The following is a 23,110-nucleotide window of genomic DNA, read 5'->3' on the forward strand; positions in this document are numbered from 1 at the left end:
TGACCATGGCTGTCAGCCGCGGAGCCAAGCGCGCGCCGGAATGGCGCGAAATGCTCAAGCGCAGCATCGTGCGCAGCGGCGCGCTGATCGGGGCGATCTCGCTGTTTCTGGCGACCCTGTTCCTGGCGCTGGCGCTGCTGAGCTATCAGCCCAGCGACCCGTCGATGAACACGGTGGCGGGCGATCATGTCGCCAATATCATGCGCGCGCCCGGCGCCATGGTGGCCGACATGCTGCTGCTGCTGTTCGGCGTGCCGATCGCGCTGCTGCTGCCGCTGATGGGGATTACCGCCCGTCGCCTGTGGGGCGATCATGAGATGATCGGGTGGAAGGCGCAGTTCGGCAAATGCCTGGTCGGCATCATCCTGATCGGCATCGCGCTGGCCCTGTTCCAGCCCGATCCGCTGGTCGGCCTGCCCTCCGGCTGGGGCGGCATGATCGGCCTTGTCACCGCCAAGGGGGTGATGAGCCTGACCGCCCAGGCGCCGGCCGCGCAGGGCTGGATCATCGGCATATTGGTGGTCGTGACCATGCTGGCCGGCCTGTTCGTCTGGTATCGCAGCCTGGCGCTGGAAAAGCCGATCTTCACCATCCGTCGTCCGACCCTGCCCCGGCTCAGCCTGCCGCGCCCCTCGCTCGCCTTTGCGGGACAGGGTGGAGCGGCCGATCTGGACGAGGATGATGACGGTCCGGTCGAACGGGTGATCGCGCCGCGCAAGCAGGTGTCGAACGAGCCCAAGCCGCCGATCACCATCCAGGCGCCCAAGCCCGCCCCGGTGCAGCGCTCGACCGCGCCGGTGTCGCAGGATGACCTGTTCGGCCATAGCTCGCTGCCGTCGGCCGACCTGCTCAATCCGATTCCCGCCAATCAGGGGCAGAAGATCGACAAGGCGGCGCTGGAACGCAACGCCCGCCTGCTGGAGAGCGTGCTCGACGACTTCCATGTGAAGGGCAATATCGTCGAGGTTCGCCCCGGCCCGGTCGTCACCATGTATGAACTGGAGCCGGCACCGGGCATCAAGGCGAGCCGCGTGATCGCGCTGGCCGACGATATCGCGCGCAACATGTCGGCGCTGTCGGCGCGCGTCGCGACCATTCCCGGCCGCACTGTCATCGGCATCGAACTGCCCAACACCAATCGCGAGGGCGTGTCCTTCCGCGAACTCATCACCAGCGAGCAGTTCGGTGCGGAAGCGACCCTGCCGATCATCCTGGGCAAAAATATCTCGGGCGAGCCGATCATCGCCGATCTGGCGCCGATGCCGCATCTGCTGATCGCAGGCACCACCGGTTCGGGTAAGTCGGTCGGCCTCAACGCCATGATCCTGTCGCTGCTCTACCGCATGACGCCGGACCAGCTGCGCCTGATCATGATCGATCCCAAGATGCTGGAACTGTCGACCTATGACGACATCCCGCATCTGCTCGCCCCGGTCGTGACCGAGCCGAGCAAGGCGATTCGCGCGCTCAAATGGGCGGTCGAGCAGATGGAGGATCGCTATCGCATGATGGCGTCGATCTCTGTCCGCAACCTCGCCAATTACAACGAGAAGGTTCGCGCCGCCAAGGCCAAGGGCAAGCCGCTCGGCCGCCGCGTCCAGACCGGCTATGACCCCGAAAGCGGCAAGCCGATCTATGAGGAAGAGCAGCTGGATTTCCAGCCGCTGCCGCAGATCGTGGTGGTGGTCGACGAGCTGGCTGACCTGATGATGACCGCTGGCAAGGAAGTCGAATTCCTGATCCAGCGTCTGGCGCAGAAGGCGCGTGCTGCCGGCATCCACCTGATCCTCGCGACCCAGCGTCCCTCGGTCGACGTCATCACCGGCGTCATCAAGGCGAACCTGCCGACCCGCATCAGCTTCTTCGTGACCAGCAAGATCGACAGCCGCACCATCCTGGGCGAACAGGGTGCCGAACAGCTGCTGGGCAAGGGCGACATGCTCTACATGCATGGCGGCAAGGGCCTGATGCGCGTCCATGGTCCCTTCGTTTCGGACGATGAAGTGCGCGTGGTTGCCGACCATTGGCGCGCGCAGGGTTCGCCCGATTATATCCAGGCGGTCACGGAAGAGCCGGAGGAAGGCAGCTTCGCGCTCGACGGCGTGGACCTGGGCGATGACAGCCCGGACGCGCAGCTGTTCCGCAAGGCCTGCCAGCTGGTGTTCGAGAATCAGAAGGCCTCGACCAGCTGGCTGCAGCGCCAGCTGCGAGTCGGCTACAACAGTGCCGCACGCCTGATCGAACGGATGGAGGAAGAAGGGCTGGTCGGCCCGCCCAACCATGTCGGTCGCCGCGAAGTGCTGCGTGACGAGAATGGCAATCCGCTCTGACGCTACGAAATGCCTGTTTTCCTTGAGCGATTGCGTTCCGTGCAACCATGCTTGCTGCCTTCGCATTTGTCGTGACAGGGGCTTTGGGACATTAGGAACAGGCCTTTCAGGCATCCTCTCCTAAAAACTTTTCAGGCTGATCTTCGGATCAGCCTTTTTTTTGTCCGCGAATCGGTCTAGGCAGGCGTCGCTGCTGCCGCGCCGATAAACATAATTGGAGCGGTGCCGCCGGTAAGACCGGCATGGCGAGGCGGGAGCACGGGGGATCGAGCCAGCCATTTCACAGCCGCTCTCCCCCGTCTGGTCTTTCCGATCGATCCTTTCCCTGCGATGGAACAGCAAGGTTCACAGCGGGTTCAAGCCCCACCCCCTATGCCCCCTTTTCCGAACAACCCGGAGATGATTGCATGAAGCGCATCCTCGCGCCTGTCGCCCTTTCCCTCGCCACCGCGCTGGTTGCGGTGCCGGCGGGCTATGCCCTTGCCCAGCAGGCGGCACCGTCCGACCTCAATCAGGTCAATGCCTATATCCGCGCCGTCACCACCCTGACCGCCGATTTCAGCCAGACCGACCGCAATGGTCAGGTGCTGACCGGCAAGCTGACCCTGAAACAGCCGGGCAAGATCCGTTTCCAATATGAAAAGGGCGTGCCGCTGCTGATCGTGGGCGATGGCAAGGCGCTGACCCTGATCGACTATGAAGTGCGCCAGGTGCAGCGCTGGCCGATCGGCAATTCGCCGCTGGCCGCGCTGATCGACCCGACCAAGGATCTGTCGAAATTCGGCACGGTCGTGCCCACCGGCGACCCGACCGTGCTGAGTGTGCAGGCGAAGGATCCCAAGCGGCCCGAATTCGGCACCATCACCATGATCTTCAAGCGCAAGCCTGCGTCGCCGGCCGGACTGGAGCTGTATGGCTGGGTCGCGCTCGACGCACAGAACAACCGGACGGCGGTGCGCCTTTCGAACCAGCAATATGGCGTGCCGGTCGCCGATTCCGCCTTCCGCTGGACCGATCCGCGTCCGCGCGGCCGTCCGAACGGCTAGGGCGGGCCACAGGAACGATGGGCTGAAAACTTTCTGCCATCGTTCATCTGCCGCTCATATCCGATCGCCTAGATAGAGATCACGGCGAGAGACGTAGACCGGGATTTCCCCCCTGTTACCCGGCACACCGCTCCCGTCGCAAAGCGCTTCAAGGGCGCGATCGAGACCCCCGTTCCACGCCCCCGGAGCGGGGGTCTTACTTTGTCCGGCGCTTGCGCGCGGGCGCGCGGCACCCTAGGTGCTTTTCATGGCCGATACCCTTTCGATTGCATCCTGGAACATCAACAGCGTCCGCGCCCGGATCGACATCGTCGAACGCTTCCTGACCGAAGAAGCGCCCGACATTCTCTGCCTGCAGGAAACCAAGGTGGTGAACGAGATTTTCCCCACCGACATGTTCAGGCGCCTGGGATATGTCCATCAGGTGCTGAACGGCCAGCGCATGCATCATGGCGTTGCGATCATGAGCAAGGTGCCGATCCATGAGGATGACCGGTTCGACTGGCAGGCCAATGGCGAAGCGCGCCATGTCGGCATCCGCCTCGACAATGGCGTGCGGATCGAGAATGTCTATGTCCCTGCCGGCGGCGATGTCGCCGACCGCACGGTCAATCCCAAATTCGGCCAGAAGCTCGACTTTATCGAGCGGATGATCGAGTGGTCCGGCGCGCTCGACAACAAGCCGACCATCCTGACCGGCGACTTCAACATCGCGCCGCTGGAATGCGACGTCTGGAGCCACAAGCAGCTGCTCGACGTGGTCAGCCATACGCCGGTTGAATGCGCGCTGCTGGGCCGGTTGCAGGCGTCGAACGACTGGGTCGATATCGGCCGCCATTTCCACCCTGCCCCCGCGCGCCTCTACACCTGGTGGAGCTATCGCGCGAAGGATTGGGCGGCGTCGGATCGCGGCCGTCGCCTCGACCATATGTGGATGACCAAGGATGTCGCCGACAAGGCGGTCGCCCACCGTGTCGTCGAACCCGCGCGCAGCTGGGAAAAGCCGTCCGACCATATCCCGATCATCACCGAGTTCGCTTTCTGATGAACGGGCGGGATGCTGCCCGCGCCATCGATGCGCTGCGTCGCGGCTGGGCGATCCGCCTGACCGCGCCCGATGGCGCAATCCGGCTGATGGCAATCGAGGGCGCGGATGCGGTGACGCTGGCCGATTTCGATCCGCAGGGGCAGGCCGATATCCTGATTTCCGCCGCCCGCGCCGAGACGCTGAAGCTCGCCAACCAGTTGGCGGCGGCCGATCCGGACCTGCCGGTGCTGATCGAACGGGCGCCGTGGATCGACGCGGATGTCGCGACCTCGATTTCCGATCCGGTGCTGGACCTCGCCTCGCCGCTCAAGGGGCCATTCCGTGCGCGGACCTTGCCGGCGCCACAGGCGGCCAAGGCCGCGCTGCGCCTGGCCCGGCTGGCCGGTATCCTGCCCGCCTATTTCCTCGCCGAAGGCGACGGCCCGGTCGAGGCGGAAGTCAGCGCCGATGATGTCGGCGATTATGACGATGCCATCCACCTCGCCATCGCGACCCGTGCCCGCCTGCCGGTATCGGCGAGCGAGAGCGCGGAGATCATCGCCTTCCGCAGCCCCGACGAGCCGCGCGAGCATGTCGCGCTGGTGGTTGGCAAGCGCGATGCATCGCCGCCGGTCATCCGCATCCACAGCGAATGCCTGACCGGCGACGTATTCGGCAGCCTGAAATGCGATTGCGGCCCGCAATTGCATCAGGCGCTGCACCAGATCGCCGACGCACAATGGGGCGTGCTGCTCTATCTGCGGCAGGAAGGGCGGGGCATCGGCCTCGTCAACAAGCTGCGCGCCTATGCGTTGCAGGATCAGGGCTTCGATACGGTCGACGCCAATGTGCGGCTGGGCTTCGCGATCGACGCGCGCGATTTCTCGGTCGCGGCGCGGATGCTCGATCTGCTCGGCATAGGCGGCGTGCGCTTGCTCACCAACAATCCGCAGAAGGTTGCCGGGTTGCAGGCGGCCGGGATCGAAGTGGTCGAGCGGTTGCCGATCATCCTGCCGGCCAATCCGCATAATGAACGCTATCTCGCCACCAAGCGCGACCGGACCGGCCACCAGCTATGAGTGTCATCCATGTCGATGTCGCCGCCGGGCGGCTGCGCTTCGGCGATCTCGACATGGCCTGCACCATCGGCCGCAGCGGCGCCTGTGCGGCCGCCGACAAGCGCGAAGGCGATGGCTGCACCCCCTTGGGCAATTGGCCGATCCGTGCGGTGCTGTTGCGCCCCGGCAAGGTCTCCGCCACCGGCATCGCCCTGCCCTGGCGCTGGACCCATGCGGGCGATGGCTGGTCGGATGATCCGGCCGATCCCGCCTATAACCGTCCCGTGCGCCTGCCCCGGCCCTTCTCGACCGAAAGCCTGCAGCGCAGCGACGAGGCCTATGACGTGATCGTCATCCTGGGCCATAATGATGCGCCGCCGGTGCCGGGCATGGGCAGCGCCATCTTCTTCCATCTGTCCGAAGGACGTCCGACCGCCGGCTGCGTCGCGGTCGACCGCGACGACATGCTGCGCCTGTTACCTTTGCTGTCACCCGGCGACGTCATGACCATTGCCTGAGAATTTAGGCGCCTGAGTAGCGATCAGGCGCGCTCCAGTGCCTCGCCCACTTCGCCGCCGGCCGCCTCCAGCAGCCGCCGCTCCAGAGTCTGCAACCGGGCCTTGCTCTCGATCTTCCCGCCCAAGAGGTCGGTGACATAGAAGGTATCGACCGCGCGCTCGCCATAGGTGGCGACATGGGCGCTGTGGACCGTGACCTTCGACTGGAACAGCGCATTGGCCAAGCTGAACAGCAGCGCCGGCCGATCGCGGGCATTCACCTCGATCACGGTGAAGCGGTTCGACGCCTTGTTGTCGATCAGCACATTGGGCTCGATACGGAAGGCTTCGGCGCGGGTGCGGGGCAGCGGGCGCGCTTCCAGCTTGGTGATCATGCGGTGGCGGTTGGACAGGGAGTCCTCGATCGCCGCCTTGATCCGCGCCAGCTGCTCGGGACTGTGGAAGGCACCGCCCAGCGGATCCTGCACCAGGAAATTGTCGATCGCGACGCCGTCGCGCGTCGTATGGATGCGCGCGTCGATGATGTTGCCGCCAGCCAGATGGATGGCGCCGGCGATGCGGTAGAACAGGCCCGGATGGTCGGTCGCATAGACGGTGACCAAAGTCGCGCCACGCTGGGGATAATATTGCGCGGCGATCGACAGCGAGGATTCGCCCGCTTCCAAGATATGCCGCGCATTATGGACCAGGATATCGTCCGGTTCGGCGATCCAGTAGCTTTCGGGCATGCGGCCGCTGAAGGCGGCGAAGGTCGCCTCATCCATGCCGAGCGCCTGGCGCAGCGCCTCCTGCTTGGCGGCAACGCGCTCGCTGCGGCCCTTCTGCTTGTGGCCGAGGCGCAGCACTTCCTCGGCCGCATCATAGAGGTCGCCCAGCAACTGCCGCTTCCAGCTGTTCCAGACGCCCGGCCCCACCGCGCGGATATCGACCACGGTCAGGCATAGCAGCAGGCGCAGTCGCTCGGGGCTCTGCACCACTTCGACGAAATCGAGGATCGTCTTGTAGTCGGCCAGGTCGCGCTTGAAGGCGGTGGCCGACATCAGCAGGTGATAACGCACCAGCCAGGCGACGGTCTCGGTCTCGGCGGCGGTCAGGCCCAGGCGCGGGCAGAGATGCTCCGCCACTTCCGCACCCAATATGCTGTGGTCGCCGCCGCGCCCCTTGGCGATGTCATGCAGCAGCACCGCGACATAGAGCACCCGGCGCGACAATATCTTGCCCATCAGCTCGGTCGCCAGCGGATGATCGGTCGCCAGTTCGCCTTTCTCGATCCGGGCCAGCAGGCCGACGGCGCGGATGGTATGCTCGTCCACCGTATAATGATGGTACATGTCGAACTGCATCTGCGCCACGACGCGGCGGAAATCGGGGATGAACCGACCGAACACGGTGGACTCGTTCATCCAGCGCAGCACCGTTTCCGGGTCGCGCGGGCTGGTCAGCACATCCATGAAGGCGGCATTGGCGCGTGCGTCCTTGCGCACCTTGGCGGTGATCAGGCCGGCGTCGCGGCTGGCCGCGCGCATCGCGCTCGGATGAATCTGCAGCCCATGCCTGTCGGCCACGGCGAAAATCTCGACCAGGCGGACCGGATCGGCCTGGAAGAAATCATCACTCGGCAGCGCCAGCCGCCCGCGATCCAGCACGAAACCATCCAGCTTCTTGGGCCGGCGAAAGATGGACGGAATATAGCGGCGTCCGCGCTCGGCCAGCTGGTCGTCCAGATGCGCCAGGAACACCGCGGTCAGGTCGCCGACCGCCTTTGCATTGAGGAAATAATAGCGCATGAAGCGCTCGACCCCGGATCGTCCGGCCCGCGCGGTGAAATGCATGCGCGTCGCGGTTTCCAGCTGCAGGTCGAAGGTCAGCCTGTCCTCGGCCCGCCCCGTGATCATGTGCAGATGGCACCGCACCGCCCACAGGAAATCCTCGGCCTTCTGGAACTGGCGCAGCTCGCTCTGCGTCAACAGGCCGACATCGACCAGTTCGGCGACCGATTTCACCCGGTTCACATATTTGCCGATCCAGAACAGCGTGTGCAGGTCGCGCAGGCCGCCCTTGCCTTCCTTGACATTGGGCTCGACGACATAGCGGCTGTCGCCCATGCGGCGGTGGCGCTCGTCGCGTTCCTCCAGCTTCTCGGTGACGAAGGTGCGGGCGGTGCCCTGCATGATCTCGCTGTCGAAACGGGCGGCCACTTCCTCGTAAAGCGCCCGGTCGCCCCACACATAGCGCGCTTCCAGCAGGGCGGTGCGCACGGTGAGGTCGGCCTTGGCCATCCGCATCGTCTCGTCGATCGAACGACTGGAGTGACCGACCTTGAGCCCCAGATCCCACAGCGAATAGAGCATGGATTCGATGATCTGCTCGGTCCAGCCGGTCGGCTTCCAGGGAGTGATGAAGCCGATGTCGACATCGCTGTGCGGTGCCATCTCGCCCCGGCCATAGCCGCCGACGGCGATCAGCACGATCCGCTCGCCGGTGCTGCGGTTGCCGGCGGGATAAAGATGATGGGTGGTCGCGTCGTAGAGCAGCCGCAAGATCTGGTCGATCAGGAAGGCAAAGGCCGTCACCGCCTCGCGCCCGCGCGTCGGTTTCGCCTCGAGCCGGCGCGCGACATCCTCGCGGCCATGTTCCAGGGCGGCCTTGAGTTCCTTGACGATCAGCCCGCGCAGCTTGATCGGATCGCCCCGGTGCTCCTGCGCCAGGGCGTTGATGCTGTCGGAAATCGCGCGCCGGTCAATGATCGCGCGGCGCGACCCCAGGCTGGGGAACTGCATGACCATGGCTCTCGTCTACTCGTGGTGACTGGCGGCAGCCAGTTGTTTCAAACGATATATGTGATCGAGTGCCTCACGCGGGGACAGGGCGTCGGCATCGATGCCATCCAGTGCGTCGCGCAGCGGATCGACCACCTCTTCGACCTGCGTCGCGACGCTGGCGAACAGCGGCAGGTCGTCCAGCCCCGCGGCAATGCCGCCGGTCTTCGCCTTGCCTGCCTCCAGGCGGCCCAGCACATCCTTGGCGCGCTTGAGCACCAGGGGCGGCAAGCCGGCCAGCCGCGCCACCGCCAGGCCATAGCTGCGATCGGCCGGTCCTTCGGCCAGTTCGTGCAGCAGCACCAGGTCGCCCTTCCATTCGCGCGCCCGCACATGATGCAGCGACAGCGCATCGAGCGTTTCGGACAGGCGGGTCAGTTCATGATAATGGGTGGCGAACAGGCAGCGGCAGCGATTGACCTCATGCACCGCTTCAACCACTGCCCAGGCGAGCGCAAGGCCGTCATAGGTGGATGTGCCGCGCCCAACCTCGTCCAGGATGACGAAGCTATGCTCGGTCGCCTGCGCCAGGATCGCGGCGGTTTCCACCATCTCGACCATGAAGGTCGACCGGCCACGCGCCAGATTGTCGGAGGCGCCGACCCGGCTGAACAGCCGGTCGACCAGGGTCAGCGTCGCCGATTCCGCCGGTACGAAGGCGCCGGCCTGGGCCAGGATGACGATCAGCGCATTCTGCCGCAGGAAGGTCGACTTGCCGCCCATGTTCGGGCCGGTGACCAACCATAGCCGGTCGGTCGCGACCAGCCGGCAATCATTGGCGACGAAGGGCTGGCCCTGCGCGCGCAGCGCATCCTCGACCACCGGATGGCGCCCGCCGACAATGTCGAGGCAGGGGCCGACCCCATCCTCGACCACGAAATGGGGGCGTTGCCAGCCGCCTTCGGCTGCCCGCTCGGCCAGTGCGGCGGCAACGTCCAATCGAGCGAGCGCATCGGCGGCGCGGGCGATGTCGGCCTTGCGGTCCAGCACCGCCTCGATCAGCGTTTCGAGATGGGCGGCTTCCGCCACCAGCGCATGGGCGCCGGCCTGCGCCACCCGTCCGGCCTGCTCATGCAGGTCGATCGAGTTGAAGCGCACGACCCCGGCCAGCGTCTGGCGATGGGTGAAGCCGCTTTCGGGCTGCATCAGTTGGTCGGCGGCGCGGGCCGGCACCTCGACATGATAGCCCAGCACGCCATTATGGCGGATCTTGAGCGCGCTGATCCCCGTCTGCTCGCGATATTGCGCCTCCAGCGCGGCGATCGCGCGGCGGCCGTCACCGGCCAGGCGACGCAGTTCGTCGAGCGCCGGGTCGAAGCCGTCGGCGATATAGCCGCCATTATTGGTTTCGGTCGGCGGGCTGGGCACCAGTGCGCGCGCCAGCGCATCGACCAGCGCGCCATGCCCGTCGAGCGCCGGCAGCAATTGCGTCAGCAGCAGTGGCTGATCGGCCAGCCGCCCCAACCGCTCGCGCAGCAATCGCGCTTCGCCCAGGCCGTCGCGCAATTGGCCGAGGTCACGCGGACTGCCCCGCCCCACGGCGACACGGCCGAGCGCACGGCCGATGTCGGGCAGCGCCCGCAGCGCCGCACGCAACTGACTGCGCAGCGTCGCGTCATCATGGAACAACTGGACCAGGCCCAGCCGCGCGTCGATCAGCGGCGCATCCATCAGCGGCGCCGACAGATCCTGCGCCAGCAGCCGGGCGCCGGCCCCGGTGACGGTCCGGTCGACCGCCCCCAGCAGGCTGCCCGCCCGCGTGCCGCCGGTGGTCGCGACGATTTCCAGGCTCTCGCGCGTCGCCGCGTCGATCGCGACATGGGCGCCGCTGGTCTTGCGGAGCGGCGGCGCCAGGAAGGGCAGCGTGCCCTTCCCCGCATGATCGAGATAGGAAATCAGCCCGCCCATCGCCGCCAGTTCGGCGCGACTGAACTGGCCAAAGCCATCCAGCGTCGCGACCGCGAACAGGCGCTTGAGCGCCTCTTCGGCACGGGCGCTGGAAAAGGCCGCCTTGTCGAACGGATGGCTGTTGGCGACCTCCAGCGTCGAACCCTCGGCAATCACCACTTCGCTCGGCCGCAACCGGGCGAGTTCGGCGGGCAGGTCGCCCGTCCGCACCGTCATCGTCTCGAACCGGCCGGTCGAAATATCGGCGGCGGCCAGGCCCAGCTCACCTTCCCCGCCGGTCTGGGCGAGCGCCACCAGCATATTGTCGCGCCGGCTGTCGAGCAGGGTTTCCTCGGTCAGCGTGCCGGCGGTGACATAGCGGACGATGGCGCGTGCCACGAGCGCCTTGCCGCCCCGTGCCTTGGCCTCGGCCGGCGTCTCGGTCTGCTCGGCAATGGCGACGCGATGGCCGCCCTTGATCAGTCGGGCGAGATAGGATTCGGCGCTATGCACCGGCACGCCGCACATCGGGATCGGCTGCCCGGCATGTTCGCCACGGCTGGTGAGCGCAATGTCGAGCGTCGCGGCCGCCATCTTGGCGTCATCGAAGAAGAGTTCGAAGAAATCGCCCATGCGGTAGAAGAGCAGGCAATCCTGCGCCTCTGCCTTGAGGGTGAAATATTGTGCCATCATGGGGGTAGGCTGGGTGGTGGTGGAGGTCGAATTGGCCATGGGGCAAGCGGATAGCCTGATCGCTCCGCTGAAACCAGAGCTTCGCCAAAGGGCAGGAAAATTGCGCTTCTCGCACTTGCCCACAAGATAATCTTGCCGCTAGGGCGGCGCTATTGTTCCATTATGTGGGTATCGCGATGACCGAAAAGTCAAATGTGGAATTTTCCGAGCGCGAGGCGCTGTTCTTCCACGCGACCGGCCGCCCCGGCAAGATCGAGATCATTGCCTCCAAGCCGATGGCGACGCAGCGCGATCTCTCGCTCGCCTATTCGCCCGGCGTCGCGGTGCCGGTGCGCGCGATCGCCGAAGATCCGGCGACCGCCTATGATTATACCGCCAAGGGCAATCTGGTCGCGGTCATCTCCAATGGCACGGCGATCCTGGGTCTTGGCAATCTCGGCGCGCTGGCGTCCAAGCCGGTGATGGAGGGCAAGGCCGTCCTCTTCAAGCGCTTCGCCGACGTCGATTCCATCGATATCGAGCTGAAGACCGAGGATGTCGATCGCTTCATCGACGCGGTCGAACTGATGGAGCCGAGCTTCGGCGGCATCAATCTTGAGGATATCAAGGCGCCCGAATGCTTCGTCATCGAAACGACGCTCAAGGAACGGATGAACATTCCGGTTTTCCATGACGACCAGCATGGCACCGCGATCATCGCGGCGGCGGGCGTCATCAATGCCGCGCTGCTCACCGGTCGCGACATGAAGGACATGAAGGTGGTGGTGAACGGCGCGGGCGCCGCCTCCATTTCCTGCACCGAGCTGATCAAGGCGCTGGGCGTCCCCAATGAAAACGTCATCATGTGCGACAGCAAGGGCGTCATCTATCAGGGCCGCACCGAGGGCATGAACCAGTGGAAGTCGGCCCATGCGGTCAAGACCGACGCGCGCACCCTCACCGAAGCGGTCAAGGGTGCCGACGTGTTCCTCGGCCTTTCGGTCGCCGGCGCCATGTCGCAGGATATGGTGAAGTCGATGGCGGCCAATCCGATCATCTTTGCCATGGCCAATCCCGATCCGGAAATCCTGCCGCCTGACGCCCATGCGGTTCGCCCCGATGCGATCGTCGCCACCGGCCGGTCGGACTTCCCGAACCAGGTCAACAATGTGCTGGGCTTCCCCTTCATCTTCCGCGGTGCGCTCGACGTGCGGGCGACCGGCATCAACGAAGCGATGAAGCTGGCCGCCGCCAAGGCGATTGCCGATCTGGCGCGCGAACAGGTGCCCGAGGAAGTGGCCAAGGCCTATGGCCGTTCGCACAGCTTCGGCCCCGACTATATCATCCCCGCGCCGTTCGATCCGCGCCTGATGGAGGTGGTGCCGGCCGCCGTCGCCCAGGCGGCGATGGATACCGGCGTCGCACAGAAGCCGATCGCGGACATGGCCGCCTATCGCGATTCCCTGAAGGCGCGGCTCAACCCGACCACCTCGGTTCTCACCAGCGCCTATGAACTCGCCAAGGCCAATCCCAAGCGGGTCGTCTTTGCCGAGGCGGAAGAGGAAGTGGTGCTGCGCGCCGCGATCCAGTTCCGCGAGCTGGGCTATGGCATCCCCGTGCTGGTCGGCCGCGATCATGTGCGCGACAAGCTCAAGGAACTGGGCGTCCGGGATCCCGACAGCTTCGAACTGCACAACAGCGTCAATTCGCCGCTGGTGCCCGAGATGGTCGACCTTCTCTATGCCCGGTTGCAGCGGCGCGGTTATCTGCGTCGCGACTGCGAGCGGATGGTCAATCGCGACCGCAACATCTTCGGATCGCTGCTGGTGAAGATGGGCGTGGCCGATGCGATGATCAGCGGCGTCACCCGCCCCTATGGCCAGACCCTGCGCGAAGTGAAGCGGGTGATGGACCCGGCGGCGGGCCGCACCCCCTTCGGCATCCACGTCATGGTGACCAAGGACAAGACCGTCTTCCTGGCCGACACCACCGTGCATGAACGGCCTTCGGCGTCCGAACTGGCCGACATTGCCGAGGGCACGGTCGCGGTCGCGCGGCGCATGGGCCATGACCCGCGCGTGGCCTTCCTCTCCTATTCCAATTTCGGCAATCCCCCCGGCGCCTTCCTCGACAATGTGCGCGATGCGGTGAAGCTGCTCGACCAGCGCGACGTCGATTTCGAATATGAAGGCGAAATGACGCCGGATGCGGCGCTCAATCCGACCGTGATGAAGAATTATCCGTTCAGCCGCCTGTCCGGCCCGGCCAATGTGCTGGTCATGCCGGGGCTGCAGTCGGCCAACATCTCGGCCAAGCTGCTGCGCGAACTGGGCGGCACGTCGATGATCGGTCCGGTGCTGGTCGGCATGGAAAAGTCGGTGCAGATCGCGACCATGTCGTCCAATGCGTCCGAGTTGCTGACGCTGGCCGTGCTGGCCGCCGGCGGCATCGCCCTCTGATGATCGTGGCGGGGCACCAGCCCCGCCCCTATCCGCTACGACCGGTTGGTTTCTGACCGGTTTCGCTTGCCTTGCGCCATCGTCTGCTGGAAGACCATGGCATGAACAGCGCAACCATGATCGACAGTGCCACCTTCCGCCGCGTCCTGGGCCATTATCCGACCGGCGTGTGTGTCGTCACCGCGTCGGGCGAGGATGGCGCCCCGGTCGGCATGGTGGTCGGCTCCTTCACCTCGGTGTCGCTCGATCCGCCGCTGGTCGCCTTCTTCCCCGCCAAAAGCTCGGGCAGCTGGCCGCGCATCCAGCAGATCGGCCGCTTCTGCGTCAATGTCCTCGCCAGCGATCAGCAGCCGCTCTGCCGCCAGCTGGCTGCACCTGGCCCTGACAAGTTCGCCGGCGTGTCGCATCGCGTATCCGACAATGGATCGCCCATCATCGACAATGTCGTCGCCTGGATCGATTGCAGCCTGCATGCCGTGCATGAAGCCGGCGATCATTATATCGTGCTGGGCGAAGTGGTCGCGCTGGAAGTGGAACGGCCCGACCGGCCATTGCTGTTCTTCCAAGGCAATTATGGCGAATTTTCGCTGCTCGCATGAGGAACGGGCGGCGCGACGCCGTCTGATCGAGCAAGAGGGCAAGAAAAAAGGGGTAAAGCTCGTTAAAAGGCCGTAATGATCCATACATGGGTCAGAAACATCACGGCTCCTTAACGTCTGCCGTCTATCATCGTCCCCATTCCGGATCGGACTGATCATGACTGCGCTGCTCATCACCATCGACACCGAATTGTCCGCAGCGCTGCACCAGCGCGGCGTTGGTCTTGAGCAGAATCTGCGCCAGTCGATCTGGGGCGAGACGGCGGCCGGTGCTTTCGGCATCGGTTGGCAGATGGATCTGATGGACCGCCATGGCCTCAAGGGCGTCTTCTTCCTCGATCCCCTGCCGGCGTTGATCCACGGTCCTGCCTTCCTCCAGCCCATCGTTGCGGCCATCGTCGGGCGTGGGCATGAAGTGCAGCTCCATCTGCACAGCGAATGGCTGGCCTGGGCCACGCACTCGCCGGTCGAAGCGCGACAGGGCCGCAATATCGGCGATTTCAGCCTTGCCGACCAGATCACCCTCCTCGGCCTTGGTCGCGACCTGCTGGAACAGGCGGGCGCCCCGCGGATCAGCGCGTTCCGGGCCGGCAATTTCGGCGCCAATGACGATACGCTGCGGGCGCTGGCGGCGATCGGCGTCGGCTGGGACAGCAGCGTCAATCCGGCCTATCTCGGCCAGGGATGCGGCATCAGCATGGACGCCGGCCAGATCGGCGCGGTTCGCGCCCAGGGGCTGGTCGAACTCCCCGTGTCGGGGATCGCCGATCGCCCCGGCCATTTCCGCCCGGCACAGATCTGCGCCATGTCGGCCGCCGAAATGCGCGCCGGCATGCGCCACGCCGCGCAGGAAGGTCATGATGCCTTCGTCATCGTCACCCATAGTTTCGAAATGCTCTCGCGCGACCGGATGCGCCCGAACCGCACGGTGATGCGCCGGTTCGAGCAATTGTGCCGGACCGCAGCAGCGACGCCGGGCATGCGTTCTGCCGGCTTTCACGATCTTTCCTCGACCCTGGCCGATGCCCCCGCGCGCGCGCTGACCCGCGTGCCGCCCAACCGGCTGCGCACCGGCTTGCGCATCGCGCAACAGGCCTGGGCGACATGGCGCTACGAACATCGGCTGGTGCCTGCGTGAGCCGCCTGTCCTGCGCGATCGTCATCGGCCTGGAAAATGCGATCAGCCTAACCATCGTCCGGGAACTTGGCCGCCATGGCGTGCGGGTCCATGGCGTCGGGCCGGCAACCGGCATCGCGGCGGCATCGCGCTACTGCACGGACAGCACCGATCGGCCGTCAGGCCCGGCGGCCGATTGGCTGCCCGACCTGATCGCCCGGACCGGCGCCCGCGCCGTCTTCGCCATTTCGGAGACCGATCTGCTCGATCTGGCGCTGCTGCCGCCGCTGATCGGCGATTGCCATATATTGGTCCCGCGCGCCGAAGCGCTCAACCAGGTGATCGACAAGCGTCGCACCCTGGCGGCCGCGGCAGCGCAGGGCCTGTTGATACCGCGAACCTGGCAGCCGATGGCGGGCGACGATTTCCAGGCCCATGCCGCATCCATGCCCTATCCGCTGGTCGCCAAATGGGCCAACCCGCCGGCGGTTATGCCGCTGCTTGAGCGGGCCGGGCTGGAATGGATCAAGGCGGAATATGTGCGGACGCCGGATGCGTTGCAGGCGCTGCTCGCCCGCTATCGTCCGGTCGGTATCTGGCCGATGATCCAGCAATATTGCAGCGGCGTGGGCCTGGGACAGATGCTGTTCATGGCCGATGGTGATGCGACCCTGCATTTCCAGCATCGCCGCCTGCACGAATGGCCGCCCGAAGGGGGCGTATCGACCCTGTGCCGTGCCGAACCGCGCGACCGCCATGGGCAACAGATGGCATTGTCCGAACAATTGCTGCGGGCGCTCGGCTGGCAGGGGCCGGCCATGGTCGAATATCGCTATGATGCAGGCAGCGATCATTATTGGCTGATGGAGGTGAACGGCCGTTTCTGGGGCAGCCTGCCGCTGGCCGGCCATTGCCATGCCCATTTCGCCTGGGAAGCCTATCGCCGGGCGGTGCTGGGTGAAACGGATGCGGCGCCCCTGCCCCGTGATACGCTGCGCGCCCGCTACATGGTGCCGGAAACCAAGCGCCTGCTGCGATTGCTGATGGGCGGAAAGATTGCCGATCCCTTCTTCCGCGCCAGCCCATGGCGCGACCTTGCCACCTATCTGCTCGGCTTCCTCGACCCGCGCATGCGCTATTATGTCTTCAGTTTCAGCGATCCGCGGCCGTTGCTGCGCGATCTGGGGCAGATCGTCAGGAAGGCGTTGCGCCGGGATAAGTCCTGATCAGCGCCGCCACCGCCTGCTCGATCCGCTGCAGGCAATGCGCCATGTAGCGATCGTCCAGGCCATAGGGATCGTGCAGATGCGGCATCATCGGCTGTGTCCATGTGCCGAGCAACTGACGCGGCAGGTGTGACAGGCGCGGATCGGCAGCCAGTCGATGCAGTTGCCGCACTTCCATCGCCAGCAGCAGGTCGCCCGGCTGCGGCTGATAGTCCGTCCTGTCGAGCGCCTTGTGGGCGGACAGGTCATGGCCCAGGGCCTGCGCCGCTGCAATTGCCGGATCATGCGCCGGTCGCCCGGTGGTGGTCGACAGGCCGAAGGAGGCCGTGCGGGCGCCGGCCTTGCCGGCCACCACATCGGCAAAGGCGCTGCGACAGATATTGCCCTGGCAGACGAAGACCAGCCGACGCACCTCGGCCGGGTCGGGGCGCAGCGTGGCCGATTGCCCCAGCGCGAGCTGCGGATAGGACAGGGCCAGGCGCACCAGACCGCGAAATGTGCCGAACCGCGCGTTGATCATGCGACGGTGCCGATGGGGAGCAGGGAATCCATTGAAAGGGCCTTAGCCCAAACAGGTTGCGATTTCCCTCCCCCTGTGGCTAGCCGCAAAGATGCGATCAACAAAGGACAGTCCGCAGGGAAGCGATTCCACCATTGCCGATGTCGCCGCTGCGGTGGGCGTCTCGATCCGAACGGTATCACGGGTTCTCAACCAGTCGCCCAAGGTCAATGCGGAAACCCGCGAGCGCGTCCAGAAGGCGATTGCAGCGCTCAACTTCCGTCCTTCCATGCGCGCCCGCGCCTTCGCCATGGGCCGCTCCTTCCTGATCGGCATGGTCCATAATGACCGCAATGCGCTGGTGCTCGACGCCGTGCAGCGCGGCATCGTCGGCGAAGCGGGCCGGCGCGGTTATGAACTGGTGGTCCATCCCACGCCGATGGATGCCGCCGCCTCGGTCGAGGATGTGCTGCAATTCGTCCGTCGCTCACGCACCGATGGTCTGGTGGTGCTGCCGCCGGTATCGGGCATTGCCGGCCTGCCCGAAGCGCTGGCGCGCGAGCATATCCCCGCCGTTGCCCTGTCGGCCCTGCCGATCACCGGCTATGCCGATGTGATCCTGTCGCCCGAGCGCGAGGCGGCCGCACAGGTGGCGCACTATCTGCTGGAACTTGGCCATCGCCGCATCGCGATGGTCGGCGGCCCGGCCAACGCCATTTCCGCGCAGGAGCGCCGGGCTGGCTTTGTCGAGGCGCTGGCCGCCGCCGGTGTCACTTTGCTGGACGAGGCCGAGGGCGATTATGGCTTCCAGTCGGGCCTTGCCGCCGCCGAGCGCTTCCTGTCGCTGCCGACCACGCCCACGGCGATCTTCGCGGCCAATGACGTCATGGCTGCCGGCGTCCTCAAATGCGCCGGGATCAAGGGCATTGCCGTTCCGCAGTCGCTGTCCGTCGTCGGCTTCGACGGCAGCCTGCTGTCGCATGTCGTGTCGCCGGCGCTCACCACCATCTGGCGCCCCTTTGGCGACATGGCGCGGATCGCGACCCAGCAGCTGATCGACCGGATCGAGGGGCAAGCCGTGACCGCCGAACGGCCCCCGCCGCTGCGCCTGGTGGAGGCGGAATCGAGCGGTCCCGCCCCCGCCTGACCGATCAGAGCCGATAGGCGCGGCGCACCAGGCCCACGGTCAGTTCCTGCGCCAGCTTGGCCGCTTCCCAGTCGGCCAGCCGATGTTCGGCGACCAGTCGTGCCAGGAAGGCGCAATCGATACGACGGGCGACATCATGCCGCGCCGGAATCGACAGGAAGGCGCGGGTGTCGTCGTTGAACCCGACCGTATTGTAGAATCCGGCGGTCTCCGTCGTCATCTCGCGGAAGCGGCGCATCCCTTCCGGGCTGTCATGGAACCACCAGGCCGGGCCCAGCCGCAGGCAGGGATAATGGCCCGCCAGCGGCGCCAGTTCGCGGGCATAGGTGGTCTCGTCCAGAGTGAAGAGGATGATGGTCAGATTGGCGTCGTTGCCGACCACGTCCAGCATCGGCTTGAGGGCACCGACATAGTCGGTGCGCATCGGGATGTCGGCGCCCTTGTCGCGACCATGGCTGTGGAACAGCGCGGCATTATGGTTGCGGCAGGAACCGGGATGGATCTGCATCACCATGCCGTCCGCCTGGCTCATCTTGGCCATTTCGGTCAGCATCTGGGCGCGGAACAGTTCGGCATCGTCGGCATCGGCCGTGCCGCCGACGATCTTCGCGAACAGCGCCTCGCACTCCACGGTCGACAGGTTGGCGGTGCGCGGCGTCGCAAAGCCATGGTCGGTCGCGGTCGCGCCCATGGCGCGGAAATCGGCGCGGCGCTTGGCATGGGCGGCCAGATAGCCTTGCCAGCTTTCCACATCCTCGCCGGTCATGTTGCCGAAGCGGACCAGCGCGTCGCGAAATTCCTCATGCTCGGGGTCGATCACCGAATCCGGGCGATAGGTGGTGACCACCCGCCCCTGCCAGCCGGATTCCCGGATCGCCTGATGATGGCGCAGATCGTCGTCCGCGCCTTCGGTCGTTGCCAGCAATTCGATATTGAAGCGTTCGAACAGCGCGCGCGGACGGAAGGCGTCGGTGGCGAGCGCCGCGTTGATCGCATCATAGACCTGGTCGGCGCTCTGTGCGTCCAGCGCCACGTCCAGCCCGAACACTTCGGCAAAGACATGCTCCAGCCACATGCTCGACGGGGTGCCCCGGAACAGATGATAATGGCTGGCGAACAGGCGCCATGCCGCGCGCGGATCGGTATCGGGCAGGCCGCCACGATGCGGCACGCCCAGATCGTCCAGCGCGATGCCCTGCGAATAGAGCATGCGGAACAGATAATGGTCGGGCGCCAGCAGCAGTTCGGTCGCGTTGGACCAGGGGGCATTGGTGGCGAACCAGGCCGGGTCGGTATGGCCATGCGGGCTGATGATCGGCAGGTTGGCGACTTCGGCATAGAGCGCGCGGGCGATCGAACGGGTCGTGGGATCGGCGGGAAACAGGCGGTCGGGCGACAGGGTAAGCGGATGCATGGCGATCTCCTTGTCCGCCGGTTACCGCCTTGTGCCAACGCTGGCAATGGCCTATTCCAAACCCATGTCGATCCTTGCCGAAAACGCCCCGCTGCTGGCCCTTCAGGTCGCACCCGAAGATGATGTCGCCGTCGCGCTGCACCCGCTGGAGGCAGGGCAGACCGTGCGGGTCGGCAAGGCCGATGTGCAGTTGGGCGATCCGGTCCCGGCCGGGCACAAGTTCGCGCTCCACGATATCGCGGCCGACGCGCCGGTCCGCCGCTATCGCGCGCCGATCGGCCTAGCGACGCGGGCGATCCTGGCGGGCGAGCATGTCCACAGCCATAATCTCCACACCGCGCTTTCGGGCGAACTGGCCTATCGCTTCACCGGCGCGCAGCCGCAGCCGCTATCCCCGACGGACCGACCCGTCCCGCATTTCCGCGGCTATGTCCGTCCCGACGGCAGTGTCGGCACGCGCAACGAGATATGGATTCTCCCGACCGTGGGTTGTGTCGGCCGGCTGGGTGAGCGGCTCGCAATGAAGGGGGCGGCGCTGGCGGAGGGACGTATCGATGGCGTCCATGCCTTCAATCACCCCTTTGGCTGCTCGCAACTCGGCGCCGATCTGGACGGCACTGCCGCGATTCTCGCCTCTCTGGCGCTCAATCCCAATGCCGGCGGGGTGCTGCTGCTTGGACTGGGCTGCGAATCCAACCAGCTCGATGCGCTGCTGTCGCGCATTCCGCCCGATCGCCGTGCCCGGCTGCGCACCGTCCGCGCGCAGAGTGAAAGCGACGAGTTCGAGGCCGGCATGACGGCGCTCGCTGAACTGATCGATCTGGCCAGCGCGGATCAGCGGCAGGATGTGCCGCTTTCGGCGTTACGTCTGGGGGTCAAATGCGGTGGCTCCGATGCGATGAGCGGGCTCACCGCCAATCCGCTGATCGGTCGCATGGCCGATGCCGTGGCCCAGGCGCAAGGCAGCGCGATCCTGACCGAAATTCCGGAGATTTTCGGCGCGGAAACGCTGTTGATGCAGCGCGCCGAGAATGAGGCGGTGTTCGATCGGCTGACGCAGGTGGTCAATCGCTTCAAACGCTATTTCCTCGACCATGGCGAGCCGGTGTCGGAAAATCCCAGCCCCGGCAATATTGCCGGCGGCATCACCACGCTGGAGGAAAAATCGCTGGGCGCGGTGCAGAAGGGCGGGATCGCCACCGTGACCGACGTCATCGACTATGGCGACCGGATCAGCCGCACCGGCCTCACCATATTGGAAGGCCCCGGCAATGATGCCGTGTCGACGACGGCGCTGGCGGCGGCTGGCGCAACCCTGACCTTGTTCTCGACCGGTCGGGGCACGCCGCTTGGCAGTCCGGTGCCGACGGTCAAGATCGCGTCGAACAGCGCGCTGGCCGATCGCAAGCCGGGCTGGATCGATTTCGACGCCGGACGCGTCCTGCAGGAAGGGATGGATGCCGCGGCCGATGCGCTGCTGGCGCATATCGTCGCGATTGCCAGCGGGGCGCCGGCCCGGAACGAGGTGAATGACGAACGCGCCATCGGCATCTGGAAGCGCGGCGTAACCCTTTAGTTTTTCGCCCAAGGATCAATGGGCGTTGGGGCGATCCGTCCGTGCGGGACCGGAGGACGCCGGCAGAATAAGCCCGGTGCCGCGCCATCAGGCGGGCACCGGGCCAGTTCCTCAGCCGTTCAGCTTGTCCTTGACCGCCTTGGCGGGGGTGAAGGTCAGCTTCTTGGCGGCAGCGATCTGGATGGTCGCACCGGTCGAAGGGTTGCGGCCTTCGCGGGCGGGCGTGTCCTTGACCTTGAACTTGCCGAAGCCGTTGAGCGAAACTTCTTCGCCCTTCGCGGCAGCATCGGCGATCGCGGCGAACACGCCATCGACCAGCTTGCGAGCATCGGCCTTGGTGATGTTGTTGGCCGAAGCCAGGCTGTCGGCGAGGTCGCTGTTGTTCATGGAATAGACTTTCCTTTGTTGTTGGCGCGCATTGCATAGCTGGCACGAAAGCCAAGGTCCATCGCCCCCAAGCGTCCGATTGCGCTTAAAAGTGCGGTTAATGGGGCGTTTTCGACGCTTTGTGCATGCGACGATGCCAACCGACCGGTCAAAGGCCGATGTTGCGGCCTGAGCGGCCGGATCATTATCAAGGGAAAGGTGGCGGAGACGGAGGGATTCGAACCCTCGGTAGCCCCTTAAGGCTACGACGGTTTAGCAAACCGCTGGTTTCAGCCACTCACCCACGTCTCCGCACGAATTTGCCTACCGGAAACCGGGAGGCAGTGGCTAGGCGACGGGCTATAGCGACGGCTTTGATCCATGGCAACGGTCCAAATGTGCGATTTTTCATGCGGATTTGCACAATCGGATTCAATCTGGCTTAGAATCGACTCCGGTGGGCGTTCGTTCATTGTCGTTTCAGCTTGGCGACGGATAATCTGACGGATGTTTTCAAGAGCGGGCTTCGGGGAGTATCGGGTAATGATCGGCAGCATGGGGCGCACGGGCGCCCGCTTCGCACGGGTGGGTGCCCTGATGGCGGCACTCGGCGGGCTTCTGCTGGCGCCGGTCGCCAGCGCGCAGATTCGCACGGTCGATCCCAACACGGCGATCGATTCCGATCTTGCGCCGCCGCCGGTCCAGAACAGCACGCCGACCGATCCCGGTGTCGATTCCAGCCTGCCGCCGCCAGCGACTTCGACCGATTCCGGCACCTATAATGCCGCGCCCGCTGCCGGCGGGGCGACCGCCACCGGCGCACCGGTCACCTCCAATTCGCCGCCAGCCGCGATGGCGCCGGGCGAATCCTATCAGGAAGATGATCTGATCGGCGCGGCCGAAGGCGTGTTCGGCAAGGGCGCCGAGGGCCTGGCCGGCATTATCGAGAAAATCCTCAAGGATCAGGGCCAGCCCAATGCCTATATTTCCGGGCGCGAGGCGTCGGGCGCCTTCGTGGTCGGCCTGCGCTATGGTTCGGGCACGCTCAACCACAAGATCGAGGGCAAGCGCGAAGTCTATTGGACCGGCCCGTCGATCGGCTTCGACGTCGGCGGCAATGCCGCCAACACCTTCGTCCTGGTCTATAATCTCTATGACAGCCAGGATCTCTACCACCGTTTCCCGGCGGCCGAAGGCACCGCCTATCTGGTCGGTGGCTTCACCGCCAGCTATCTGCGCTGGGGCAGCGTGGTGCTGATCCCGATCCGCCTGGGCGTCGGTTATCGCCTCGGCGTCAATGCCGGCTATATGAAGTTCAGCGAAAAGCGGACCTGGCTGCCCTTCTGACGG

At 65.5% G+C, this 23,110-nt stretch carries 17 protein-coding genes and 1 tRNA gene; 12 read left to right on the forward strand and 6 right to left on the reverse strand.

Annotated features, from left to right (window positions below; all coding sequences use genetic code 11):
- Positions 1–5 precede the first annotated feature (5 nt).
- The 5 genes from ACUCV3_RS20055 to ACUCV3_RS20075 all read left to right on the forward strand — a co-directional run bounded on the left by ACUCV3_RS20055 (position 6) and on the right by ACUCV3_RS20075 (position 5,979).
- Entirely contained in the window at positions 6–2,330 is a 2,325-nt protein-coding gene (locus ACUCV3_RS20055; protein WP_279728318.1) for an FtsK/SpoIIIE family DNA translocase, read from the forward strand.
- 407 nt (positions 2,331–2,737) lie between these two features.
- On the forward strand, positions 2,738–3,376 hold the full coding sequence (locus ACUCV3_RS20060) for a LolA family protein (protein WP_004209221.1): 639 nt from the start codon (positions 2,738–2,740) through the stop codon (positions 3,374–3,376).
- 247 nt (positions 3,377–3,623) lie between these two features.
- Positions 3,624–4,421 (forward strand): exodeoxyribonuclease III, encoded by a 798-nt coding sequence (gene xth / locus ACUCV3_RS20065; protein WP_279728317.1) that lies wholly within the window; start codon positions 3,624–3,626, stop codon positions 4,419–4,421.
- A complete protein-coding gene (gene ribA / locus ACUCV3_RS20070; RefSeq protein WP_279728316.1) occupies positions 4,421–5,482 on the forward strand; it encodes a GTP cyclohydrolase II in 1,062 nt (353 codons plus the stop codon). The genes xth and ribA overlap by 1 nt, the downstream gene beginning before the upstream one ends.
- Positions 5,479–5,979, forward strand: a complete 501-nt coding sequence (locus ACUCV3_RS20075) for a L,D-transpeptidase family protein (protein WP_279776167.1) — start codon at positions 5,479–5,481, stop codon at positions 5,977–5,979. Before ribA ends, ACUCV3_RS20075 begins: the two co-directional genes overlap by 4 nt.
- Before the next feature lie 23 nt (positions 5,980–6,002).
- Here ACUCV3_RS20075 and ACUCV3_RS20080 read toward each other — a convergent pair whose 3' ends face one another.
- Together ACUCV3_RS20080 and mutS are read right to left on the reverse strand one after the other, a co-directional pair.
- Positions 6,003–8,765: a [protein-PII] uridylyltransferase gene (locus tag ACUCV3_RS20080; RefSeq protein WP_125998874.1), complete on the reverse strand. Its 2,763-nt coding sequence runs from the start codon at positions 8,763–8,765 to the stop codon at positions 6,003–6,005.
- A 9-nt stretch (positions 8,766–8,774) separates the two neighbouring features.
- Positions 8,775–11,417: a DNA mismatch repair protein MutS gene (gene mutS / locus ACUCV3_RS20085; RefSeq protein ID WP_482241019.1), complete on the reverse strand. Its 2,643-nt coding sequence runs from the start codon at positions 11,415–11,417 to the stop codon at positions 8,775–8,777.
- Between the two features lie 137 nt (positions 11,418–11,554).
- On the opposite strand from mutS, the gene ACUCV3_RS20090 reads away from it, so the two are divergent.
- The 4 genes from ACUCV3_RS20090 (at position 11,555) to ACUCV3_RS20105 (ending at position 16,758) form a co-directional block, all read left to right on the forward strand.
- A complete protein-coding gene (locus ACUCV3_RS20090; protein WP_010335805.1) occupies positions 11,555–13,816 on the forward strand; it encodes an NADP-dependent malic enzyme in 2,262 nt (753 codons plus the stop codon).
- Positions 13,817–13,917: 101 nt separating this feature from the next.
- Positions 13,918–14,415, forward strand: a complete 498-nt coding sequence (locus ACUCV3_RS20095) for a flavin reductase family protein (RefSeq protein ID WP_037509026.1) — start codon at positions 13,918–13,920, stop codon at positions 14,413–14,415.
- Between the two features lie 157 nt (positions 14,416–14,572).
- Positions 14,573–15,553, forward strand: a complete 981-nt coding sequence (locus ACUCV3_RS20100) for a polysaccharide deacetylase family protein (RefSeq protein ID WP_279728130.1) — start codon at positions 14,573–14,575, stop codon at positions 15,551–15,553.
- Entirely contained in the window at positions 15,550–16,758 is a 1,209-nt protein-coding gene (locus ACUCV3_RS20105; protein WP_279728129.1) for a carboxylate--amine ligase, read from the forward strand. Before ACUCV3_RS20100 ends, ACUCV3_RS20105 begins: the two co-directional genes overlap by 4 nt.
- Here ACUCV3_RS20105 and ACUCV3_RS20110 read toward each other — a convergent pair.
- Complete coding sequence (locus tag ACUCV3_RS20110) at positions 16,727–17,278, reverse strand: arsenate reductase/protein-tyrosine-phosphatase family protein (protein WP_279728127.1); 552 nt, start codon at positions 17,276–17,278, stop codon at positions 16,727–16,729. The two genes, ACUCV3_RS20105 and ACUCV3_RS20110, sit on opposite strands and share 32 nt — an antisense overlap.
- A 91-nt stretch (positions 17,279–17,369) precedes the next feature.
- On the opposite strand from ACUCV3_RS20110, the gene ACUCV3_RS20115 reads away from it, so the two are divergent.
- Complete coding sequence (locus ACUCV3_RS20115; RefSeq protein ID WP_279728126.1) at positions 17,370–18,404, forward strand: LacI family DNA-binding transcriptional regulator; 1,035 nt, start codon at positions 17,370–17,372, stop codon at positions 18,402–18,404.
- 4 nt (positions 18,405–18,408) lie between these two features.
- Here the strand turns inward: ACUCV3_RS20115 and uxaC are convergent, their stop codons facing one another.
- Positions 18,409–19,818: a glucuronate isomerase gene (gene uxaC, locus ACUCV3_RS20120; RefSeq protein ID WP_279728124.1), complete on the reverse strand. Its 1,410-nt coding sequence runs from the start codon at positions 19,816–19,818 to the stop codon at positions 18,409–18,411.
- Between the two features lie 46 nt (positions 19,819–19,864).
- Between uxaC and ACUCV3_RS20125 the strand changes: the two genes are divergently transcribed.
- Positions 19,865–21,394 (forward strand): UxaA family hydrolase, encoded by a 1,530-nt coding sequence (locus ACUCV3_RS20125; RefSeq protein ID WP_279728132.1) that lies wholly within the window; start codon positions 19,865–19,867, stop codon positions 21,392–21,394.
- A gap of 111 nt (positions 21,395–21,505) precedes the next feature.
- Here ACUCV3_RS20125 and ACUCV3_RS20130 read toward each other — a convergent pair whose 3' ends face one another.
- Entirely contained in the window at positions 21,506–21,781 is a 276-nt protein-coding gene (locus ACUCV3_RS20130; RefSeq protein WP_017499409.1) for an HU family DNA-binding protein, read from the reverse strand.
- A gap of 199 nt (positions 21,782–21,980) precedes the next feature.
- A tRNA-Ser gene (locus ACUCV3_RS20135) sits at positions 21,981–22,072 on the reverse strand.
- 231 nt (positions 22,073–22,303) lie between these two features.
- On the opposite strand from ACUCV3_RS20135, the gene ACUCV3_RS20140 reads away from it, so the two are divergent.
- Positions 22,304–23,107: a DUF1134 domain-containing protein gene (locus tag ACUCV3_RS20140; protein WP_010335812.1), complete on the forward strand. Its 804-nt coding sequence runs from the start codon at positions 22,304–22,306 to the stop codon at positions 23,105–23,107.
- Positions 23,108–23,110 lie beyond the last annotated feature (3 nt).

The sequence above is a fragment of the Sphingobium sp. VMM genome (assembly GCF_056790315.1).